The sequence below is a fragment of the Leptotrichia sp. oral taxon 221 genome (assembly GCF_018128245.1).
In the GTDB taxonomy this organism is placed as follows: Bacteria; Fusobacteriota; Fusobacteriia; order Fusobacteriales; family Leptotrichiaceae; genus JABCPH02.
The window spans coordinates 634,698-656,851 of sequence record NZ_CP072378.1; the positions used below are offsets into that span (position 1 = coordinate 634,698).

General features: G+C 28.9%; 18 protein-coding genes, 1 tRNA gene and 1 other annotated feature. All 19 genes read left to right on the forward strand.

The features are described from left to right. The first annotated feature begins 50 nt into the window (after window positions 1-50). The 19 genes from J4863_RS02900 to rpoB all read left to right on the forward strand — a co-directional run bounded on the left by J4863_RS02900 (window position 51) and on the right by rpoB (window position 22,084). Window positions 51-1,760 (forward strand): DEAD/DEAH box helicase, encoded by a 1,710-nt coding sequence (locus tag J4863_RS02900; protein ID WP_211618969.1) that lies wholly within the window; start codon window positions 51-53, stop codon window positions 1,758-1,760. A gap of 140 nt (window positions 1,761-1,900) precedes the next feature. Further along, on the forward strand, window positions 1,901-2,545 hold the full coding sequence (gene tpx, locus J4863_RS02905) for a thiol peroxidase (RefSeq protein ID WP_211618970.1): 645 nt from the start codon (window positions 1,901-1,903) through the stop codon (window positions 2,543-2,545). Between the two features lie 102 nt (window positions 2,546-2,647). Next, window positions 2,648-3,442, forward strand: a complete 795-nt coding sequence (locus tag J4863_RS02910; protein ID WP_249111582.1) for a YjjG family noncanonical pyrimidine nucleotidase — start codon at window positions 2,648-2,650, stop codon at window positions 3,440-3,442. Window positions 3,443-3,472: 30 nt separating this feature from the next. Further along, window positions 3,473-5,896 carry a patatin-like phospholipase family protein gene (locus J4863_RS02915; RefSeq protein ID WP_211618971.1) on the forward strand — a complete coding sequence of 808 codons (2,424 nt, stop codon included), beginning with the start codon at window positions 3,473-3,475 and terminating at the stop codon, window positions 5,894-5,896. Between the two features lie 41 nt (window positions 5,897-5,937). After that, window positions 5,938-6,840 (forward strand): diacylglycerol kinase family protein, encoded by a 903-nt coding sequence (locus J4863_RS02920; RefSeq protein ID WP_211618972.1) that lies wholly within the window; start codon window positions 5,938-5,940, stop codon window positions 6,838-6,840. Between the two features lie 191 nt (window positions 6,841-7,031). Further along, complete coding sequence (locus J4863_RS02925) at window positions 7,032-8,624, forward strand: glycoside hydrolase family 57 protein (protein ID WP_211618973.1); 1,593 nt, start codon at window positions 7,032-7,034, stop codon at window positions 8,622-8,624. Between the two features lie 123 nt (window positions 8,625-8,747). After that, window positions 8,748-9,896 (forward strand): cysteine desulfurase family protein, encoded by a 1,149-nt coding sequence (locus J4863_RS02930; protein WP_211618974.1) that lies wholly within the window; start codon window positions 8,748-8,750, stop codon window positions 9,894-9,896. 61 nt (window positions 9,897-9,957) lie between these two features. Beyond that, window positions 9,958-11,181 carry a tRNA uracil 4-sulfurtransferase ThiI gene (gene thiI / locus J4863_RS02935; RefSeq protein WP_249111563.1) on the forward strand — a complete coding sequence of 408 codons (1,224 nt, stop codon included), beginning with the start codon at window positions 9,958-9,960 and terminating at the stop codon, window positions 11,179-11,181. Between the two features lie 33 nt (window positions 11,182-11,214). Continuing rightward, the gene (locus J4863_RS02940) at window positions 11,215-13,212 is read left to right on the forward strand and encodes a YihY/virulence factor BrkB family protein (RefSeq protein WP_249111564.1); all 1,998 of its coding nucleotides are present in this window, start codon (window positions 11,215-11,217) and stop codon (window positions 13,210-13,212) included. 67 nt (window positions 13,213-13,279) lie between these two features. Continuing rightward, window positions 13,280-14,341, forward strand: coding sequence for a multifunctional transcriptional regulator/nicotinamide-nucleotide adenylyltransferase/ribosylnicotinamide kinase NadR (gene nadR, locus J4863_RS02945; protein ID WP_211618976.1), 1,062 nt, complete (start codon window positions 13,280-13,282; stop codon window positions 14,339-14,341). A gap of 182 nt (window positions 14,342-14,523) precedes the next feature. After that, on the forward strand, window positions 14,524-14,673 hold the full coding sequence (gene rpmG, locus J4863_RS02950) for a 50S ribosomal protein L33 (protein ID WP_178935316.1): 150 nt from the start codon (window positions 14,524-14,526) through the stop codon (window positions 14,671-14,673). A 14-nt stretch (window positions 14,674-14,687) separates the two neighbouring features. Further along, a tRNA-Trp gene (locus J4863_RS02955) sits at window positions 14,688-14,763 on the forward strand. A gap of 21 nt (window positions 14,764-14,784) precedes the next feature. Then, window positions 14,785-15,000 carry a preprotein translocase subunit SecE gene (secE, locus tag J4863_RS02960; RefSeq protein ID WP_211618977.1) on the forward strand — a complete coding sequence of 72 codons (216 nt, stop codon included), beginning with the start codon at window positions 14,785-14,787 and terminating at the stop codon, window positions 14,998-15,000. 2 nt (window positions 15,001-15,002) lie between these two features. Then, window positions 15,003-15,626 carry a transcription termination/antitermination protein NusG gene (gene nusG, locus J4863_RS02965; protein ID WP_211618978.1) on the forward strand — a complete coding sequence of 208 codons (624 nt, stop codon included), beginning with the start codon at window positions 15,003-15,005 and terminating at the stop codon, window positions 15,624-15,626. A gap of 129 nt (window positions 15,627-15,755) precedes the next feature. After that, the gene (gene rplK / locus J4863_RS02970) at window positions 15,756-16,181 is read left to right on the forward strand and encodes a 50S ribosomal protein L11 (RefSeq protein WP_211618979.1); all 426 of its coding nucleotides are present in this window, start codon (window positions 15,756-15,758) and stop codon (window positions 16,179-16,181) included. A gap of 81 nt (window positions 16,182-16,262) precedes the next feature. Continuing rightward, window positions 16,263-16,970 (forward strand): 50S ribosomal protein L1, encoded by a 708-nt coding sequence (gene rplA, locus J4863_RS02975; RefSeq protein WP_211618980.1) that lies wholly within the window; start codon window positions 16,263-16,265, stop codon window positions 16,968-16,970. Window positions 16,971-17,218: 248 nt separating this feature from the next. Continuing rightward, window positions 17,219-17,377, forward strand: a sequence feature (ribosomal protein L10 leader region). An 11-nt stretch (window positions 17,378-17,388) separates the two neighbouring features. Then, entirely contained in the window at window positions 17,389-17,895 is a 507-nt protein-coding gene (rplJ, locus tag J4863_RS02980) for a 50S ribosomal protein L10 (protein WP_211618981.1), read from the forward strand. 51 nt (window positions 17,896-17,946) lie between these two features. Further along, a complete protein-coding gene (gene rplL / locus J4863_RS02985; RefSeq protein ID WP_211618982.1) occupies window positions 17,947-18,315 on the forward strand; it encodes a 50S ribosomal protein L7/L12 in 369 nt (122 codons plus the stop codon). 322 nt (window positions 18,316-18,637) lie between these two features. Continuing rightward, entirely contained in the window at window positions 18,638-22,084 is a 3,447-nt protein-coding gene (rpoB, locus tag J4863_RS02990; RefSeq protein WP_211618983.1) for a DNA-directed RNA polymerase subunit beta, read from the forward strand. Window positions 22,085-22,154 lie beyond the last annotated feature (70 nt).

The window sequence follows — 22,154 nt, forward strand, 5'->3', positions numbered from 1 at the left end:
GTATGATATAATAGTTTGTATTAGTAAAAAAAGGAAGGTAAAAGGAAAGAATGCAAAAATTTGAAGATTTAGGATTGAGTACAGAATTACTTAATGCATTGAGTAAAAAAGGATTTGAAGAACCAAGTGAAATACAAAGATTAGTAATACCAGAATTATTAAAAGAAAGAACACATTTAATAGGACAAGCGCAAACAGGAACAGGAAAAACTGCAGCGTTTAGTATACCGATATTGGAAACAATAGATGCGGATAAAACAGTAAAAGCATTGATTTTAGCTCCAACAAGAGAATTGGCAAATCAGGTTGCAGATGAAATTTATTCATTAAAAGGTGAAAAAGATATAAAAGTATTGGCTGTGTATGGAGGAGCTTCTATTGAGCAGCAAATAAAAAACTTAAAAAAGGGTGTAGATATTGTAGTTGGAACGCCTGGAAGAGTTATGGACCTAATGAGAAAGAAAATTTTAAAAGTTGATAACTTAGATTATTTCGTATTGGATGAAGCGGATGAAATGCTTAATATGGGATTTCTTGAAGATATCGAATTAATATTAGAAAAAACAAATGACGAGAAAAAAATGTTATTCTTCTCAGCAACAATGCCTAAAGCTATTTTGGATATTGCAAAAAGATTTATGGTTAACTACAAAATGTTAAAAGTTGAGAAAAAAGAATTGACAACTAACTTGACAGAACAAATTTATTATGAAGTAAAACAAGAAGATAAATTTGAAGCATTATCAAGAGTTTTAGATTATGAACAAGATTTTTATGGAATTGTTTTCTGTAGAACAAAATCTGAAGTTGATGATGTAACAAATAGATTGAAAGCTAGAAATTACGATGCTGAATGTATTCACGGAGACATTACACAAGGATTGAGACAAAAAGCATTGGATTTATTTAAGAAAAAAGTGCTTACAATATTAGTAGCGACAGATGTTGCAGCAAGAGGAATAGATGTAAGTAATTTGACACATGTAATTAATTATTCGATACCACAAGAGGCAGAGTCTTATGTTCATAGAATTGGAAGAACTGGAAGAGCTGGACAAAAAGGTATTGCAATTACATTTGTAACACCTAGAGAAGCTAGTAAATTAGCGCAAATTAAAAGAATTACAAAAACAGACATTAAGAGAGAAAATATACCAAATGTGGAAGAAATCTTAAATGCGAAAAAAGAAGCGTTAATTGCTTATGTGGATGAAATTATTAAAGAAAACGACCATAATGCATATGATCAATTAGCGACTGAATTATTGGAAGGAAGAAATCCACAAGAAGTTTTAGCTTCTGTGTTAAGACATGTTTATGAAGATGAATTCTTGCCTGAAAATTATAATGAAATTGAAAATGTAAAAGTTAAAATTGATGATAAAACTAGATTATTCATTGCGTTAGGTTCTAAAGATGGTTATAACGCTGGTAGATTGTTAGATTTATTGAATAAAAAAGCTAAAACACCTGGAAGAAAAGTTAAAGATATTAAGATTATGGATAAATATTCATTCATAACAGTACCTTTACAAGAAGCAGAATTTATTATTAGAGCTTTAAATTCTAAGAAAGATTCAAAACCATTAGTAGAAAAAGCAAATAGCACTGGTGGAAATTCAAGTGGTAAAAAATCTGGTGGAAGAAGAAAAAGAAAGTCATCAGACAAAAAATCAGATAAGAAATTAAACAAGAAACAAGATAAAGGTTCTTCAAAAAGAAAGAAAAGTTCAAAAAAATCAAAAAAAGATAGACATTAATCTAAAAATTTGATATTATTATATACAAATGTCCCCTTAAAAATCTGTTAGTTTTTAATAGATTAGATAGGGGAAATTTATTTAAGTAGAGAATTGTTAGGTTGAAAGGAGGACACAACGAAAAAGTTGTGTTTAAGATTATGAAGAAATTATTGTTAATTACAGGATTACTAGGAATTATGGTTTCTTGTGGTTCAAAAAAAGAAGTTTCAGCAGCTCCAGCAGGAGTTCCAAAAGAGTACACTCAATATTTGGATACTTTAAAAGCTGACAACAATTTAAAAATAACTATGGGAGGAAATCCTGTTACGATTGTTGGGAAAGAAACAAAAGTTGGAGATACGTTAAAAGGTGTTCCATTAACAGTAAATAGTAAATTGGAAGAAAAGAATATTTTAGCAGATAAAGCGATAAAAGTTATTTATACAGCACCTTCATTGGATACGAAAGTTTGTTCGTTACAAACAAAAATGTTGAATACAGCAGCAGCTAAATATCCAAATGTTAAATTTTATTCAGTTACTGTAGATACTCCATTTGCACAAGAAAGATTTTGTACAGCAAATGATATAAATGGAATTAAAACAGTTTCTGATTACAAATATCATCAATTTGGAGCACAAAATGGACTTTTAATGAAAGAAAGTGGATTGTTAACTAGAGCATTGATGATTGTTGATGAAAATAATGTTGTTAAATATATTGAATATGTGCCAGAACAAGGTAAGGAAGCTAATGTTGACAAGGCATTGAAATTCTTACAAGAAAAAATGTTAAAAAAATAAAATAAATTTGTGAAATACGCTAGATACTTGTGGTAAAAACAGGTTGAAAAGCGTATTTTTTTATTTTCAAAAAGATTGATAAAAAGTGGAAAATTGGATATAATGAAATTGTTAATTCTATTTTATTTTTTGAGAGATTGTACAGATGGAATTAAAATAGAAAATGAGAAATTTTTAGAAAAGAAAAGAGGGAAAATGTATAGAGTTGTATTAATAGATGCAGATGATACTTTATTTGATTATGAAAAGTCTGAAAAACATGCGATGAGAAAGGTTTTTGAAGATTTTGGTTTTTTTGAAAGAAATTCTGAAGAGGAATATTTTTCAATAAAGGAAGAGTACAAGAAGATTAATAGTTTTTTGTGGTCGGAATTGGAGAAAGGGAATATTACAAGTAAAAATTTGAGGGTAGAGAGATTTAAGCAATTGTTTGAGAAAGTTGGACTTAAATATGATGCTGAAAAATTTAGTCAAGGGTATTTAGATAGATTAGGTGAGGGGACTTATTTATTTGATGGTGCGGTGGAATTATGTAAGTATATAAAATCTAAGTACAAAGTGGCGATTGTGACAAATGGTATTAAAGAAGTTCAACATTCTAGAATAGAAAATTCAAAAATTAGTGAATATATTGATGAAATTATTGTTTCAGAAGAGGTTGGAGTGAGTAAGCCAAATTCGAAGATTTTTGAGTATGCGATAAAAAAATTGGGGTGTGAAAATTTAGACAAGAGTGAAATTATAATGATAGGGGATTCGCAAACAGCTGATATTAAAGGTGGGATTAATTTTGGAATAGATACTTGTTGGGTTAATTTATTAGGGAAAGATGAAAATCCAGAAATTAAAACAAAATATAAAGTTGATAAATTAAGTGAGTTGTATGAAATAATTTAGGTTTTGATAAAATGGTGAAAGGAGAATAATATGATAAGAAAAAAGTGGATAAAAATTTTATTGTGTTTATTGGTTTTTAATAATTTTCTTTTGGCAGAAAGTTTTTCAGAGAATAGTGAAAATTTATGCGGTAATGGATGTTCAGATAAACTGATTGTAGTTAGTGAGACGGATAAAAAGAATTCTAAAGAAAATTCTAAACAAGAGAGTATAGATGAGAAAGATAGTAAGGATACAAAAGTAAAAGGGGAAGATAAAAAGAGTAAAAAAGTTTCAAAAAATAAGAAAGATTCTTTGGAAACAGATAAAAAATCAGAAGGGAAATTTGTTGTAAATAATGAGATAGATACTGTTCCAGAGATAGATAAGAAAATTGGAATTGCATTTGGTGGAGGTTCAGCAAAGGGACTTGCACATATTGGAATTTTGAAGGTTTTGGAAGAGGAAAAAGTGCCGATTGAGTATGTGACAGGAACAAGTATGGGAAGTATAATTGGAGGACTTTATGCAGCGGGATATACAGCGAAAGAGTTAGAGGATATTGCAGTTCATATGGATTGGATGGGCTTGTTTAATGATAAAATTGATAGAGAGAAAAAAGGGATAGTAAGAAATATGATTGAGGACAGAAATACATTAAGTTTGCCTATGGAAAAATTTATGCCTAAAATAACTCCTGGGGCAATTGGTGGTAAAAGTGCAAGTGAAAGATTAAATGAGTTGTTATACGGTGTACTCGATAAAAATGATTTTACAAAATATCCAAAAAAATTTGCAGCAGTAGGAACTGATTTGAATACTGGAGAAGGAGTAATGATAACAAAAGGCTCATTGGCTACTGCAATTCGTTCGAGCTTATCACTGCCATCAATTTATAATCCAATGCAAGTTGGTGATAAATTGTATATTGATGGTGGAGTTGTTAGAAATTTGCCAGTTCAAGATTTGAAGGTTTTGGGGGCAGATTATACAATAGGGATAAATGTTGGAAGTGGATTTGAAAAAAGAGATTTAAATAAAATGACATTGGTTGATGTAGTTTCAGATGCGATGACAATAGCTGGTAGACAAGAAGTTGAAAGACAGATTAGAATGTTGGACATGTATATGGCTCCAGATTTATCAAAAGTAGAAGCATATGATTTTTTGAAAGCAAAGGATATTATTGCTATGGGAGAAAAATTAGCAAGAGATCATATTGATGAAATTAGAAAATTAAGCAATCCAAAAAAATTTGATGAAATAGAAGAAAAAAGAAAAGAATTTAGAAAAACTTGGAAAAATGAATACGATATAAAATCAGTGGAAATTCGAGGAAATAAAAAATACGAAACAGAATATTTTAAACGATATTTACCTGAAAAATTAGGAAAAATGAATGAGAAAGAATTGGAAAGTATTGTAGATAATTTGTATAAAAATGGTGATTTTTCAACAGTTTATTATGAAATAGCAGATGGTGATAAATTGGTTATTAATGTTCAGGAAAAGGCAGGAGATTATTTAACTTTTTCTTCGAATGCAAATACAGAAGATTTGGCAACAATAACAGTTGGAATTCAAGGGAATAAGACACTTGTAGGTACGTTAGATACTAGATATCAATTAAAAGGAATTATTGCCGATGAGTATGGTATAAATGGAGCAGGAACTGTTCTTTTTGGAAAATCAAATAAACTTTTAGGAGTTACTGATTTTGAGTATAAAAGAGATAAAATAAAAAATCAATATTTTATGAATGAAAAATATGATTTTGAGAATCAAAAATTTAGAGCAGGATTAGGACTTGGAGTAGAATTAAATACGAATACATTATTTTTAATTGGTGGAGGTTATCAAATCTCTGATGTAAATAAAAGTTTGGATAAAAATATGAATAAAAAAACAAAATTTCCTTATTTTGAAACAAGTTTAACACATGATTCTAGAGATGCAATTAATTTTGCTACTAAAGGCTCTTATTTTAAAGCAGATTATATAAAAGGATCTTCAAAAGAAGCAAAATTTGATACTTTATATGCAAAAGGAGAAGTAAATATACCTCTTGGTAAAAAGGTAACGGTGACGCCTAGTATAACTTATGTAACAACTGATGGAGATAAAGTTCCTGAAACTTATAGACCGAAACTAGGAGGATTCTCAGAAAGTGATTATTCAATGGAGTTTGGTGGAATACCTGTAGATAAATTGTCAGGAAGTAGTATTTTTATTGGGAAATTGAATTTACAATATCAAATAAATAAATTTATATTTGCTGGAATAAATGGATCAATCGCTAGAATATCAGACAAAGGATTTGATTTTGGAAAAGAACAAAAAGAAAATTACAGTTTAGGTGTTGGAGCGAGATTACCAATAGGACCGATATATTTTGGGTTGGCGAAGTCACCTGGAGAAGGCGTGAGATACATATTTAATATTGGATATGAGCCAAAAGCATTTAATGAAAATTAATTTGTTAAAAAATAAAAATTTTTGAAAATGAGGTATGATGTATGAGAAAAAAATTAAGAAAAGCACTTTTAGTATATAATCCAAAATCAGGTAATTCAAATTTGATTTTAAATAATTTCGATTTAATAACGACAAAATTATTGGAAAAAGGGATAATTTTAACTTTATATAGTATAAGCAGAAATTATGATAGATTGATAGAAATTTTAAAAAATGAAAAGTATGATATTGTGATTTTATCTGGTGGAGATGGAACTTTAAGTAGATGCTTAACAGACATGTATAATGAAAATATTGAATTTCCTGAAATTGCAATTTTTCCGACAGGGACATCTAACGATTTGGCAAAGTCTTTGAATTTAGGAGAAAAAATTGAAGATTGGATAAATAATATTTTAAACAAAAAGTCAAAATTTGTTGATTTTGGATTGATAAATGGGAATAAAATATTTTTATCTTCATATGCTGGTGGACTTTTTACAAAGGTTTCATATGCGACAGATAAGGGATTGAAGAAAACTTTTGGAAAAACAGCGTATTACATAACGGGTATTGATGAATTGAAAAACATAAAAAAATTTGATTTAAAAATGCTAATAGACGACAATGAAGAGATTTCAGAAAAAGCAATTTTATATATAATTTTAAATGGAAAAAATGTTGGAGGATTTGATGAGTTACTTCAAAATGCAAATGTTGATGATGGGATTATGGATATTCTAATTGTAAAAAATATAGAAAATCCTTTAGAAATTTCAAAAATTTTGTTTGATTTATTTAATGGACAGCTTGTTAATAATGAAAATGTGCGAACTTTACAAGCGAAAAAATGCGTAATTGAGGAAGTTTCTGAGGAAATTGGAGTTAGTATTGACGGTGAAGAGGGGAAAAATGAAAAAGTTGAGATAGAATTTATAAGAGATAAATTAAAAATTTTTTATTAAATTTTATAATTGTTAAAAAGAAAAATAATGTAATTATCTTATTTATATTCAAATGTTATAAATAATTCAAAAAAGTTTTATAAAAATAAAAAAATAAAAAAATTTATGAAAAAAATAATTTTCAAATTGCCAAAAAATGTGGTATAATACAAGTATATAAATATTAATAAAAAGGTGGAGGAAGTGAATTTATGAATAAAGGATATTTAAGTTTTGTTTTACATGCTCATTTACCTTATGTAAGACATCCAGAGTATGAAGAATTTTTGGAAGAGGATTGGTTATACGAGGCAATAACTGAAACATACATCCCACTTTTAGAGATGTTTGAGAATTTGACTAGAGATAATATACCTTGGAATTTAACATTAACAATGTCAGGAACATTGGTAAATATGTTGAATGATGATCTTTTGAGAAACAGATATGTAAAACATATAACAAAATTAGTTGAATTTTGTGAAAAGGAAGTAGAAAGATTAAAACCATATCCTGATATGATTAAGGTTGCAAATCATAATTTACATGTACATAAAACTGCAAAAGATATTTTTGTAAACAAATATCATAAAGATTTAGTTGGAGCATTTAGAGGATTCCAAGATCAAGGGAATTTAGAAATAATTCCAGTTACAGCAACACATGGATTTTTACCAGTAATGAAAGATTATCCTGAAGCAGTTAATGCACAAGTTTATATGGCTAAAAAAGATTATATCAAGAATTTTGGTAGAGACCCTAAAGGAATTTGGTTAGCAGAATGTGCATATTATCCAGGACAAGATAAATACTTGGAAAAACATGGATTTAGATACTTCTTGGTTGATGCGCATGGAATTATGCATAGTGATCCAAGACCTGTTTATGGTATTTATTCTCCAGTTTATACAAGAAATTTCGTAGCGGCATTTGCTAGAGATTTGGAATCATCTGAACAAGTTTGGAGTTCGGAAAGTGGATATCCAGGAGATGGACTTTATAGAGAATTCCATAAAGATGCAGGATATGAATTAGATTATGATTATATAAAACCTTACTTACATAGTGATGGTGTAAGAAGAAATATTGGAATCAAATATCATGCAATAACTGATAAAAAAGGAACTTATAAAGCAGTTTACGATCCAGAAGCAGCATACAACAGAGCAAAAGAACATGCTTATAACTTCGTTTTCAATCGTTCAAAACAAATTGAATTTTTGGCATCTAGAATGAAATATAGAAAACCAATAGTTATTTCACCTTATGATGCAGAGCTTTATGGACACTGGTGGTATGAAGGGCCTATTTTCTTAGAATGGGTATTCAGAGCAACAGCTGAATCAAACTTCTCAACAATAACACCATATAAATACTTAGAAAAATACCCAACAAATCAAATTGTAGATGTAAGTATGTCAAGTTGGGGAGCAAATGGATATTATGATGTTTGGATAGATGGATCAAATGATTATGTTTACAGACATTTACATAAAGCAGCTGAAAGAATGATAGAACTAGCTAATGGAAGAGATCCACAAAATGAACTAGAATACAGAGCATTAAATCAAGCAGCAAGAGAATTATTAATGGCTCAAACTTCTTGTTGGGAATTTATAATGTATACAGGAACAATGGTTGGTTATGCACAGAAAAAAGTAAGTGACCATGTTCATAGATTATTTAAGATTTACGAAGATTTCAAAAATGGAACGCTTGATGAATCTTGGATAAGAGAAATTGAATACAGAGATAATATTTTCCCTGAAATTGATTATAACATGTATAAAACAAGTTGGTTATAAAATTTAATATTAATGAAATCTAAGCACTTTGTTTGTGAGAGAAAACTTGCAGAGTGCTTATTTTTAAGTAGTTGACAAAATTTGTTAGAAATAATAAAGTTAGAATGAATAGGAAGGAATAAAATGATATATTTAGATAATGCAGCAAGTACAAAACCTAAGCAAGAAGTCATTGATGTAATGGTTGAATCAATGAAAGAAAATTTTGCAAATGCTGATGCAATACATGAATTTTCACATAAAATTGCTCAGAAGATTAAAAAGTCACGAAAAATAGTAGGAGATTTTTTAGGAGTTGACGGAAATAGAGTATTTTTTACAGCTGGTGGAGGAGATGGAAATAATTTGTTGTTACAAGGGATTATTGAAGCAAATTCTCGTACGAAAAAACATTTGATTACAACGAAAATCGAGCATCCAACAGTTTTTGAAAATTTTCGTTATTATGAACAAAAAGGATTTGAAGTAGATTATTTAGATGTTGATAAAGAGGGATATGTGAATACCGAGCAACTAAAAAATCTATTGAGAGAGGATACATTGATAGTTTCGATAGGGGCAGTTAATAGTGAAACTGGTGCAATTCAAAATCTTGAGGAAATTGGAAAAATTATAAAAGAGAAAAGTAAAGATATTTATTTTCATACAGATTTTGTACAAGGGCTTGGAACAGTGGATATTAAATTTGATGAGATTTCAGTAGATGCTATAACTATGAGTGGACATAAGATTTATGCACCAAAGGGAATTGGAGCAATTTATTTGAAGAAAGATGTAAAGGTTATAAATGTTGTAAAGGGGGAAAATTCTGAAAATGGAATAGTCAAGAGAACAATGCCAACAGAATTGATTTTTGCTTTTACAAAAGCTGTGGAATTATTACAAAAAAATTATAAAAATGATATGAAAAAAATTCAAGAGTTGAAAGAAAAATTTGCAGAAGAAATTGAAAAGAATATAGAAAATGTGAAGTTTAATTCAGGATTTGATATAAAAAAATCAAGTCCCAAAATATTGAATGTATCGTTTAAAGGTGCAAAAGGTGAAGTGTTGACACATTTTTTAGGAATGAATGAAATTTATGTTTCAACAGGTTCGGCTTGTTCTTCAAAAACTGGAAATAGTAGAATTTTGGAGGCTATGAAACTTGATCCGAGTGAAATTAATGGAGCAATAAGATTTAGTTTTTCTATTTATAACACTTTGGAAGAAATTTCTGAAGTTGTAACAGTATTAAAATCAAGTGTTGAAAGAATTAGAAAGATGAGATAAAAATTAATTATTGCATTTTTTTTGATAAGTCTTTATAATAGTGATTAGGAAATTAAAAATAATGAAAGAAAAATTAAACAGAGAAAGGAAAAAATTAATGAGTTATACCAATAAAGAATTACTAAATTCAATAGGTTTAGCTTATGGAGAGTTGTCTTTAAAAGGGAAAAATAGAGGGCAATTTGAGAAAAAGCTAAGAAATAAAATTAAAAAAGTGTTAGAAGGGTTTGAGTATACGCTATTTGATGACATTTCAAAGCCGTATCTTTTTATCAATTCAGAAGATTTAGATGCAGTTACTGAAAAAATGAAAAAAGTTTTTGGAATTGTAGGACTTAATCAAGCGGCAAAAGTTGAGAGAGAAGACGAACAAATAAAAGAAAAACTTTTACAGTTTGCAGAGTATGCTTATGAAAAAGGAGCTAGAAATTTTAAGGTTGTAGTAAATAGAAGCAATAAAGGTTTTGAGAAAAACTCGATGGAATATGCAAAAGAATTGGGAGCGCATATTTTGATTAATAGTCCGTTTGAAAAGGTTAAAATGAAAGATGCAGATATAATTTTTAATGTAGATATTAGAAAAAATGTGTATATTTATACTGATAAAATAAAAACTTACGGAGGGCTGCCTTTAGGATCAACAGGAAAAGGTCTTGTTTTGTTATCTGGAGGAATAGATAGTCCAGTTGCTTCATTTATGATGGCAAAAAGAGGAATGAGATTGAATTTTGTTACATTCCATAGTTTTCCATTTACAAGTAAACAAGCGTTGGAAAAAATTAAGGAACTTACAGAAATATTGTCGATTTATACAGGGAAAGCTAGACTTTATTCGATGAATATTTTAAAAATTCAGGAAATAATTAATGAAAAAACAAAAAAAGATTTGGCAACAATATTGGGTAGAAGAGCAATGATGAGATTAGCAGAAAGATTAGCAAATACAATGCAATATCAAGCATTAATAACAGGGGAAAGTTTAGGACAGGTTGCTTCGCAAACAATGGGAGGATTGACTTGTACAAATGCAGTTATGGAAAAATTACCAGTATTCAGACCGTTGATTGGGATGGACAAAACAGAAATTATTGATATTGCGAAGGATATTGATACATATGAAAAATCGATAGAACCGCATGAAGATTCATGTGCGTTATTTGCACCTAAACATCCAGTGACAAATCCTAAGTTGGAAGATGTTTTAGCAGAAGAGGAAAAAATCGAAAATTATGATGAAATTTTAGATGAAATATTTAATGAAAAGGAATATTTTAATATAGGATAATTATCATAAATTATAGAAAAATGGAGAATAATGATGGAAAATAACAAAAGAATAGAGAATGCCAAAAATCAATTAAATGATTTGAAACAAATGGTGTATTTAATTTATAGAAATTATAGAGATAGAGATACTCAGATGTTGTCAATAGCTCTTACATATTATTCGCTCTTAGCGATTTTTCCCATTGTTGCGCTTATTCTTGGGATTACTCGAGGATTTGGTTTGGAAAAAATGTTTATTCAAAAATTTTTTGAAATTTGGCCTGGAAATAATGGAATGTTAAAAGTAATTATAGATGTAGCTAAAAAATTATTAGTTTCAACAGAGGGTGGAGTATTAGCAGGAGTTGGGATAATAGTTTTGTTTTATGCGGCTTCTAAAGTTTTGATAACATTAGAAAATTCATTTAATAAAATATGGAGAATTAATAAAAAAAGATCGTTAGCAAGAAGAATGGTAGATTATGTAGCAATAATCTTTTTAGGACCAATATTTTTTATATCATTTTCAGCTTTTAATTCATACATTGCTGAAAGTATAATAAAAAGTTTTCCTAAACAAAAAATACTAATAGATTTATTTATTGGTATTTCTGGACCTTTGACATATATTTTATTATTTTCGTTCATATTTTACTTGGTTCCAAACATAAATGTAAAGATTAAACCAGCAATTATTGCGGGTGTTGTTACAACAGTATTGACTTTCGGTTGGAAATTATTATTTTTATTACTTCAATCAACAATAACAAATTACAATGTCATTTATGGAAGTTTAGCATTAATACCGATTTTCTTAATATGGGTTCAATATGTTTGGGTAACGATACTATTGGGATCGCAAATAGCTTTTTCGATTCAAACTTCAGATGAGTTTTTGTACAATCAAAATAAAGAAGTTCCAATAAAAGTAAAAAGAGAAGCAGGAATTTTGATTTTATCTCTAATAATTAAAAATTTTGAAGAGAAAAAATCGCCATATACTTATCAAAAATTATCAGACAGATTGGGAATGAGTGTTTTTTTAATAAAAGATATTTTGTCTGATTTAGAAAAAATGGGATTTATTCATGAAATGTTTTCTGAAAAAAACGCTGATATTCAATATCATGTTGCTTATAATCCAACATCAATAACGATAAATCAATTCATGAAGGAATTTGATACTAAAAATATTGAATATTATAGCGATGTTTTCAGCCATTTGAATGATGAAGATAAAAGAATACTAGAAGATATTAGAGAAAAATTATCTATGAAAAATATGGAAGAAGGCGAAGTAAAATCAATTGCAGAATTATATGCAAATAAAGAATATACGAACCCTAAAAAATTAAATCCTAATAATCAATTAGAGTTTGAAGTAGTTCCTAATGTAGAAAATTTCATTGAAGAAGAAGAAAATAGTAAAGAGAAAAACAAAGAAAAAATAGAAATAGTAGAAGAGGAAGTTGTTCAGGAAGAAAAAAACAAAGAAAATATTATAAAAGAAAAAGAAAATAAAGAAAATGAAAAACAAAAAGAAAAATTAAAAGTTGAAGAAAAATCAGAAATTTTAGAATCAGAAGAAAGTTCTCAAGAATTGAATGATACTGTTGAAAAAATGGAAACAAAAGAAGTAGAAAAAGAAATAAAAGTTATTGAAAAGGAAGAAAAACCAATATCTAAAAAAACTGAGGAAAAAGAAATAAAAGATGAAAAAGTCTTGGAAAAATTATCAGAAAATATTACTGAAAAAGAAGATTCTGAAAAGATTGTTGAAGAAAAACCAGAAACAAATTCTAAAGAAAGCAGTTCGTTTGAAATACCAAATTTTGAAATTTTAACGACTGTAAAGGCACGAAGAGAGCAAAAAGATGAAAACAGTGATACAAATATAAAAGATAATATAGATTCTAAAGATTCTGAAAACGAAGAGTTGCTGTTCAAAGAAGCAGATGATGAAATTGAAGATGACAACGATAATTCTGATTTATCATCAAATGGGACTAAGAAAGCAAGATTCGTAGGAGGAAGATGGCGAATTATGTAAAAATAAGAGAGGAAAAGGGTTATTGAGGATTTTTAATTTAAACTAAAAATAAAAAGGAGGATAAGAATTGGAGAAAAAAAATAAAAAATGTGGAATAATATTTGGAAAATTTTATCCATTACACATTGGTCATGTTGATTTTATTCAAAAAGCGAGTGGATATGTAGATACATTGTATGTTTTCGTATGTACCGACGATGAAAGAGATTTGAAACTTTTTAATGAGTCAAAAATGAAAAAAATGCCAACGATAAAAGATAGATTAAAATTTGTGGAACAAACTTTTAAGAATCAATCAAATATAAAAGTGTTGCATTTAGCTGAAGATGGAATACCATTTTATCCTAATGGATGGAAAGGTTGGAGTGAAAGAGTTCAGGAAAAATTACTTGAAAAAAATATAAAAGTAGATATGATTTTTACAAACGAAACTCAAGATGTAGAAAATTATAAAAATAATTTTTTGACATTACCAAATTTTGAAAAAACTTTTAATAAAAATTTAGAAATACAGACAATAGACATTCAAAGAAATAATTTTTACATAAGTGCAACGGAAATAAGAAAAAATCCTTATAAGAACTGGTTTTTCATTCCAAGATATGTCAGAGAATTTTTTGTATTAAAAATAGCAATAATCGGTTCAAAAAACTCAGGGAAAACGAATTTAACACACAAATTAGCTAATTATTTTAATACGACATATGTCGAAGAATACAGAAAAAAATACATTAAAGAAGAATTGAACGGAAATGCAAAAAATTTACAGTATGATGATTATAGCAAAATTGTTTATGGACAAAATGAAAAAATCTTAAAATCAATAAAAAATTCAGATAAGTTAGTATTTGTAGATACAGAATTTATGTCGTTACAGGCTTTTGCAAGCATAACTGAAGGAAGAGAACATCCAATAATAGAAGATTTTATTAGAAATAATAATTTTGATGAAATAATTTACGTTCAAAATCCTGAAGAAAAAAATTCAGAATACGATAATAAACTTATTGAATTGTTAGAAAAAAACAAAAAAAGTTATATAATGCTTGAAAGAAAAAAAAATAAACATAATTTAACAGAAATTTATGATAAAGCAATTGATATTTTGAATAAATATTTAGAAAATTAATATTTTTTAAATTAGTTTAAATAATGATTTTCATTGACTTTATATCGAATTTGATTGTGATGATAAAAATAAATTTATAGAAAAATAAAAAAAGTAGTTGACAAGAGAAACAAAAGATGGTATCATATTTATGCTAGTTTATTCTGGTAATACCAATATTTTATTGGGAGGGATAGAAAAAAATGAGAGTACAAGTAATTTTAGAATGCACTGAAACTAAGTTGAGACATTATGTAACAACTAAAAATAAAAAAACTCATCCTGAAAGATTGGAAATGAGAAAATATAATCCAGTGTTAAGAAGACATTCTCTTTATAGAGAAGTTAAATAGTACAAATATGAAATAGGTCAGTGGCTCAATTGGTAGAGCATCGGTCTCCAAAACCGAGGGTTACGGGTTCGATTCCTGTCTGACCTGCCATTTTATTTTATGGAGATGGTTATGAGTAAATTAAATTTAAAAGAATCTTTTGCGAATTTGCGTGAAGAGTATAAAAAAATATATTGGCCGTCAAAAGGTGAAACATATCATGTCACAGTAATAGTGTTATTGATAACAGCTTTTATAGCTATTTATTCACTTCTTTTTGATACGGCGTTTAATTTTGTATTGACGAAAATAAGTGAAATATTAAGGAGCTTTTTAGGAGGCGCGTAATAGTGACTGAAAATATAGAAAAAAAAGATGATGAAATTGTATACGAAAAAAAATGGTATATAATTCATACATATTCAGGTTACGAGAAAAAAGTGGCTACAGATTTAGAAAAAAGAATCCAATCCTTGAATTTAACAGATAGAGTTTTCAGGGTATTAGTTCCTGAAGAAGAAGTTTTGGAAGAAAAAAGAGGGAAAATGGTAAAAGTTCCTAGAAAATTATTTCCAAGTTATGTTATGATAGAAATGCTTTCTGTTAAAGAAGAAAATGAATTGGGATTAGGATATCGTGTTGATAGTGATGCTTGGTATGTGATAAGAAATACTAATGGAGTAACGGGATTCGTAGGAGTTGGAAGTGACCCTATACCTTTATCAGATGAAGAAGCAAGTGAATTGCTAGCTAAAGTAGGAATTGATACAAATGAAGAACAAAAAACACTTTATAAGATTGATTTTGAAATAGGAGATAAGGTAGTAGTTACTAAAGAAACTTTCCTTGATCAAGAAGGGGAAATAACAGATATCGATTATGAACATGGTAGAGTTACTGTTATGCTTGAAGTTTTTGGTAGATTAACGCCAGTAGAATTAGAGTATAACGAAATTTCGAAATTAGAATATTAGAAACCAAATGTAAAAAAACAAATTTTAAAAACAGATGATTGAAAAGTATTTAAAGAATAGTTAGCGAAATTTTATTTAGAAAGAAAAAGTGGGAGATTTTAAAAATTCAATTACCACAAAGGAGGAAAAATGGCTAAAGAAGTAATCGGAAAGATTAAATTACAATTGGAAGCAGGGAAAGCAAATCCTGCACCACCAGTAGGACCAGCTTTAGGACAACATGGAGTTAATATTCCTGAGTTCTGTAAAGCGTTTAATGCACAAACACAAGATAAAATGGGATTCGTAATTCCAGTAGAAATAACAGTATATGCAGATAGAAGTTTTACATTTATCTTAAAAACACCACCTGCATCAGATTTATTAAAAAAAGCAGCTAAAGTTCAAAAAGGAGCAGGAAATTCATTAAAAGAAGTTGCTGGGACTATAACTAAAGCTCAATTACAAGAAATTGCAGAAACAAAAATGCCAGATTTAAATGCTGGAAGTGTTGAAGCAGCAATGAATATTATTGCAGGTACAGCAAGAAGTATGGGAATTAAAATAGCAGAATAATTAAAAATAAAAATGATTATTAAATTATTAGAAAGTAAGTGGAAGGCTTAATGCCAATGACCACAAAGGAGGAAATAATAAATGGCAAAAAGAGGAAAAAGATATAACGATATTTCTCAAAAAGTAGATAAATTAAAAATATACACTCCAGAAGAAGCATTAGATTTAGTTTTTGATACTAAAAGTGCTAAATTCGTGGAAACAGTAGAATTAGCAGTAAGATTAGGAGTAGATCCTAGACATGCTGATCAACAAGTTAGAGGTACAGTTGTATTACCTCATGGAACTGGTAAATCAGTTAAAATATTAGTGATAACTTCTGGAGAAAATATTCAAAAAGCACTAGATGCAGGAGCAGATTTTGCAGGAGATGACGAATACATCAATAAAATTCAAGGTGGATGGTTAGATTTCGATTTAGTAATCGCTACACCTGACATGATGCCTAAATTAGGTAAATTAGGAAGAACTTTAGGAACTAAAGGATTAATGCCTAACCCTAAATCAGGAACTGTTACAACTAATGTTGAACAAACAGTTAATGAATTTAAAAAAGGGAAAGTTGCTTTCAAAGTTGATAAATTAGGATCAATTCACTTACCAATTGGTAAAGTTGATTTCTCTAAAGAAGCAATTGTAGAAAACTTCAAAGTAGCATTAGATCAAATTGTTAAATTAAAACCAGCAGCATCTAAAGGACAATACTTAAGAACAGTTGCTATTTCATTAACAATGGGACCTGGAATCAAAATAGATCCTTTATTAGCAGGATCATATGTAGCTAAATAGTTATAAATAAATAATACTAATTTAATTTTTGTGAAATATTTGTAACTGTTAAATGAATACAAAATTAAGTAAAAGTTTTAGTTAATTAGCAGTTTTACTGTTGTAAAAAAATAAAAACATAGGTATATTTCAATAAGCCTGTGTTTTTATTATGGTATTTTATAAATTTTATTTAAAAAGTTGTATTTTTTAAAAAAATACTTGACTTTTTTAGAAAAATACTTTATAATGTTTTAAGATGTTTGAAAGATATTCAAATATCAAAACCAAAGACAGTAGGTGGAAGAAATTCTGTAATCCCTACCGAGGTAGTTTTATATATAGAATTAATTAGGATATAATCAGGATTCGTTAGATAAAACACCTCTGGGCTATTGTTTTTGTTTCAGAGGTTTTTTAATATAAGGAGGTGAACAAATTGCCAGCACAATCTAAAGTAGAAGCAGTTCAAGCTTTAACTGCCAAATTAAAAGATGCTAAAGCAATGGTTTTTGTTGATTATAAAGGAATTAGTGTTAATGAAGATACTGAATTAAGAAAAAATGCTAGAGAAGCAGGGGTTGAATACTTTGTTGCTAAAAATAGATTGATGAAAATAGCATTGAAAGAAGTTGGGATTGATACAGATTTTGACGACTTATTAGAAGGAACAACATCATTTGCATTAGGATATGAAGATGGTATTGCTCCATCAAAATTAATCTTTGATTTCAGTAATAAATTAAAAGATAAAATACAAATCAAAGGTGGTATGTTAGAAAATGATAGAGTCGATGTTAAAACAATAGAAGCATTAGCTAAATTACCATCAAGAGAAGAATTACTTGGTCAAATCGCTTACGGATTATTATCGCCAGTTAGAATGTTAGCTGTTGCGTTAACTAATGTAGCAGATCAAGGTGCGACTGAAGCAGTTGCTGAATAATTATATATAATAAATTTAAAATTAAAAGAAAAAATAGGAGGAAATAAAATAATGGCATTCAATAAAGAACAATTTATAGAAGATTTAAAAGCTATGTCTGTATTAGAATTAAAAGAAGTAGTAGAAGCAATCGAAGAAACATTTGGAGTATCAGCTCAACCAGTAGCAGTAGCAGGTGGAGCAGCAGCAGGAGGAGCAGCTGAAGAAAAATCAGAATTTGATGTAATCTTAGTATCAGCTGGTGGAGCTAAATTAGCTGTAATTAAAGAAGTAAGAGGAATCACTGGTTTAGGATTGAAAGAAGCTAAAGAATTAGTTGAAGCTGGTGGAAAAGCTGTTAAAGAAGGAGTTTCTAAAGAAGAAGCAGAAGCTTTAAAAGCTCAATTAGAGGGTGCAGGAGCAACTGTAGAATTAAAATAGTAGTATAAAAAAGAAATTTTAAAGACACTCTTTCTTTAAGGAGAGTGTCTTTTTCCACTACTAAAATCAAAATAAGTAAGTGACATAGACAGAGTTGAGATATTTTGTTAAATGACTTAAAACTGTTAGAATCTATTCTTTTTTGTATTAATTTTTAGATAGTATTAGTAATGTTCGTCTTTATTTTTAAGTTATGTCGAACAGAGACGCTATTTATTGAAGGTAAATTTATAAAAATAAAAAATAAAGAGAGAACATTATAATAAAATGATAAGTTTTAATAAAAAAGAATATGTTCTTTATATAGGGAGGAATTTTTTAAATGAACAAACTTATTGAAAGATATAGTTTCGGGAAAATAGTAGATAGAGGAGAGATGCCAGATTTTCTAGAATTTCAATTGAATTCATATGAGGACTTTTTACAAGCAAAAGTTCCGTCACAAAAAAGAGTTGATAAAGGATTAGAGGCAATTTTTAATGAAGTTTTTCCGATAGAATCAAGTAATGGATTACTTAAGTTAGAATATTTATGGTATGAAATTCACGATAACGACGAACCATTGAATGATGAATTAGAATGTAAAAAAAGAGGGAAAACGTATTCAGGTCAATTAAAAGTTAGATTAAAGTTGACTAATAAGAAAACAGGTGAAATTCAAGAAACATTAGTACACTTTGGAGATATCCCTTTGATGACGGATAAAGCAACATTTATTATAAATGGAGCTGAAAGAGTTGTTATTTCGCAATTACATAGATCGCCAGGAGTTACTTTTAATAAAGAATTGAATATACAAACTGGTAAAGATATGTTTGTTGGAAAAATTATTCCTTATAGAGGGACATGGCTTGAATTTGAAACTGATAAAAATGACGTCTTAAATGTAAAAATTGATAGAAGAAAGAAAGTACTTTCAACAGTTTTCTTGAAAGCAGTAGATTTCTTTTCATCTAATGAAGAAATTATGAATGAATTTTTCAATGAAACTGTAGTAGATTTAGCAGCATTAGCTGAAAATTATAGTGGTAATGAATTAGAAGAAGTGTTGAGAAATAAACTTGAAGGTAGTTTCATAAAAGAAGATATCGTAGATGAAGAAACAGGAGAATTTATAGTTGAATCACAAGAACCAATTGATAATATAGTTGTTGAAAAATTAATTGAAAATGGGATTTCATCAGTAACTATTTGGGAAGTAAAACCAGAAGATAGAATTATTGCAAATGCAGTTGTAAACGATAATACAAAAAATAGTGATGAAGCTGTAATTGAAGTTTTCAAAAAATTAAGACCAGGAGATTTAGTTACTATAGAAAGTGCAAGATCTTTGGTTAAACAAATGTTTTTTAATCCACAAAGATATGATTTAGCAGATGTTGGAAGATATAAAATAAATAAAAGATTAAAATTAGATATTCCTGAAGACGTAATAGTTTTGACAAAAGAAGATGTTTTACAAACTATTGCTTATATTAAAAAATTATTTAGTGGTGAAGGAATTATTGATGATATTGATAACTTGTCTAACAGAAGGGTTAGAGGAGTTGGAGAATTGTTGTCAATTCAAGTTAAAGGTGGAATGTTGAAAATGGCTAAAATGGTTAGAGAAAAAATGACTATTCAAGACATTACAACTTTAACACCACAAAGTTTATTGAATACGAAACCATTGAATGCTTTAATTCTTGAGTTCTTTGGAAGTGGACAATTATCACAATTTATGGATCAGTCAAATCCGTTATCAGAATTAACTCATAAGAGAAGAATTTCTGCGTTAGGACCAGGTGGATTGTCAAGAGATAGAGCTGGATTTGAAGTGCGTGACGTTCATAATTCACATTATGGAAGAATTTGTCCAATAGAAACTCCAGAAGGACCAAATATCGGATTGATAGCTTCACTTTCAACTTATGGGAAAGTTAATAGATATGGATTTATTGAAACACCATTTGTAAAAATAAAAGATGGTAAAGCAGACTTTAATGATATTGAATATTTAGCAGCAGATGAAGAAGAAGGATTATTTATAGCACAAGCAGATACGCCTATTGATAAAGATGGAAATTTCTTAACTGATGAAGTTGTTTGTCGTTATGGAGATGAAATTGTACATATTGATAAATCGAAAGTTGATATTTTGGACGTTTCGCCTAAACAATTAGTTTCTGTTTCAGCTGGATTGATTCCATTCTTGGAACACGATGATGCCAATAGGGCATTAATGGGATCAAATATGCAACGTCAAGCGGTACCATTATTGAAAACACAAGCACCTTATGTTGGTACAGGATTGGAAAGAAAAGTAGCGGTTGATTCAAAAGCGGTTATAACTTCAAAAGCAGCTGGGGAAGTAACGTATGTAGATGCTAGAAAAATTGTTGTAACAGATGCTGAAGGGAAAGAACATTCTCACAGATTATTAAACTTTGAAAAATCTAACCAATCAATGTGTTTACATCAAAAACCAATTATTGATTTGGGAGATAAAGTTGAAAAAGGTGATATTATTGCTGATGGACCTTCTACAGCTGGAGGAGATTTAGCGTTAGGTAAAAACATCTTGTTAGCATTTATGCCTTGGGAAGGATATAACTTTGAGGATGCGATCTTGATATCTGAAAGATTGAGAAAAGATGATGTGTTTACTTCATTACATATTGAAGAATTTGATATAGAAGCAAGAACTACAAAACTTGGAGATGAAGAAATTACTAGAGAAATTCCTAATGTATCAGAAGAAGCATTAAAAAATCTTGATGAAAATGGAATTATTAGAATTGGAGCACATGTTACGCCTGATGATATCTTAGTTGGGAAAGTAACGCCTAAAGGTGAAACTGAACCACCTGCAGAAGAAAAATTATTGAGAGCAATTTTTGGTGAAAAAGCAAAAGATGTTAGAGATACGTCGTTAAGATTGCCACACGGAGTAAAAGGAACTGTAGTAGATGTTTTAGAATTATCTAAAGAAAATGGTGACGATCTAAAAGCTGGTGTAAATAAATTAATTAGAATTTATATCGCTGAGAAGAGAAAAATCATGGTTGGAGATAAAATGTCAGGACGTCATGGTAATAAAGGGGTTGTATCTAGAGTATTGCCAGTTGAAGATATGCCACATTTGGAAAATGGAACACCAATTGATGTTTGCTTGAATCCACTTGGGGTACCATCACGTATGAATATTGGGCAAGTATTAGAAGTTCACTTGGGATTAGCAATCGGAGATATTGATAAATATATTGCCACTCCAGTATTTGATGGTGCTAGTGAAGAAGATGTAAAAGACTATTTGGAAGAAGTTGGATATAACAGAACTGGTAAAGTTAAATTGATTGATGGAAGAACAGGAGAACCATTTGACAATCCAGTAACAGTTGGAAGAATGTATATGTTGAAATTACACCACTTGGTAGAAGATAAAATGCATGCGAGAGCTATTGGACCATATTCATTAGTAACTCAACAACCATTAGGAGGAAAAGCGCAATTTGGTGGACAAAGATTGGGAGAAATGGAAGTTTGGGCATTAGAAGCTTATGGAGCATCTAATATCTTACAAGAAATGTTAACTGTTAAATCAGATGATATTAGTGGAAGAACTAAGACATATGAATCAATTGTAAAAGGTCAACCTATGCCTGAAGCTGATGCACCTGAATCATTTAGAGTATTAATTAAAGAATTCCAATCATTAGGATTAGATGTGACTCTTTATGATAAAGAGGGAGGAAGAATTAAATTAGATAAAAATATCGAAGGATAAGTTGAAATTTGATTAGTAAAAAAGTTAGATCAAAATAATAAAGAATACATTTATATAAAATTAATTAGGA

Excerpts from the sequence above, each read along its gene's own strand:
- J4863_RS02900 (WP_211618969.1), top strand. The coding sequence starts at position 51 with ATGCAAAAATTTGAAGATTTAGGATTGAGTACAGAATTACTTAATGCA.
- J4863_RS02915 (WP_211618971.1), top strand. The coding sequence starts at position 3,473 with ATGATAAGAAAAAAGTGGATAAAAATTTTATTGTGTTTATTGGTTTTT.
- J4863_RS02930 (WP_211618974.1), top strand. The coding sequence starts at position 8,748 with ATGATATATTTAGATAATGCAGCAAGTACAAAACCTAAGCAAGAAGTC.
- J4863_RS02910 (WP_249111582.1), top strand. The coding sequence starts at position 2,648 with ATGAAATTGTTAATTCTATTTTATTTTTTGAGAGATTGTACAGATGGA.
- rpmG (WP_178935316.1), top strand. The coding sequence starts at position 14,524 with ATGAGAGTACAAGTAATTTTAGAATGCACTGAAACTAAGTTGAGACAT.
- rplL (WP_211618982.1), top strand. The coding sequence starts at position 17,947 with ATGGCATTCAATAAAGAACAATTTATAGAAGATTTAAAAGCTATGTCT.
- rplA (WP_211618980.1), top strand. The coding sequence starts at position 16,263 with ATGGCAAAAAGAGGAAAAAGATATAACGATATTTCTCAAAAAGTAGAT.
- rplK (WP_211618979.1), top strand. The coding sequence starts at position 15,756 with ATGGCTAAAGAAGTAATCGGAAAGATTAAATTACAATTGGAAGCAGGG.
- tpx (WP_211618970.1), top strand. The coding sequence starts at position 1,901 with ATGAAGAAATTATTGTTAATTACAGGATTACTAGGAATTATGGTTTCT.
- thiI (WP_249111563.1), top strand. The coding sequence starts at position 9,958 with ATGAAAGAAAAATTAAACAGAGAAAGGAAAAAATTAATGAGTTATACC.
- J4863_RS02940 (WP_249111564.1), top strand. The coding sequence starts at position 11,215 with ATGGAAAATAACAAAAGAATAGAGAATGCCAAAAATCAATTAAATGAT.
- rpoB (WP_211618983.1), top strand. The coding sequence starts at position 18,638 with ATGAACAAACTTATTGAAAGATATAGTTTCGGGAAAATAGTAGATAGA.
- J4863_RS02920 (WP_211618972.1), top strand. The coding sequence starts at position 5,938 with ATGAGAAAAAAATTAAGAAAAGCACTTTTAGTATATAATCCAAAATCA.
- J4863_RS02925 (WP_211618973.1), top strand. The coding sequence starts at position 7,032 with ATGAATAAAGGATATTTAAGTTTTGTTTTACATGCTCATTTACCTTAT.
- secE (WP_211618977.1), top strand. The coding sequence starts at position 14,785 with ATGAGTAAATTAAATTTAAAAGAATCTTTTGCGAATTTGCGTGAAGAG.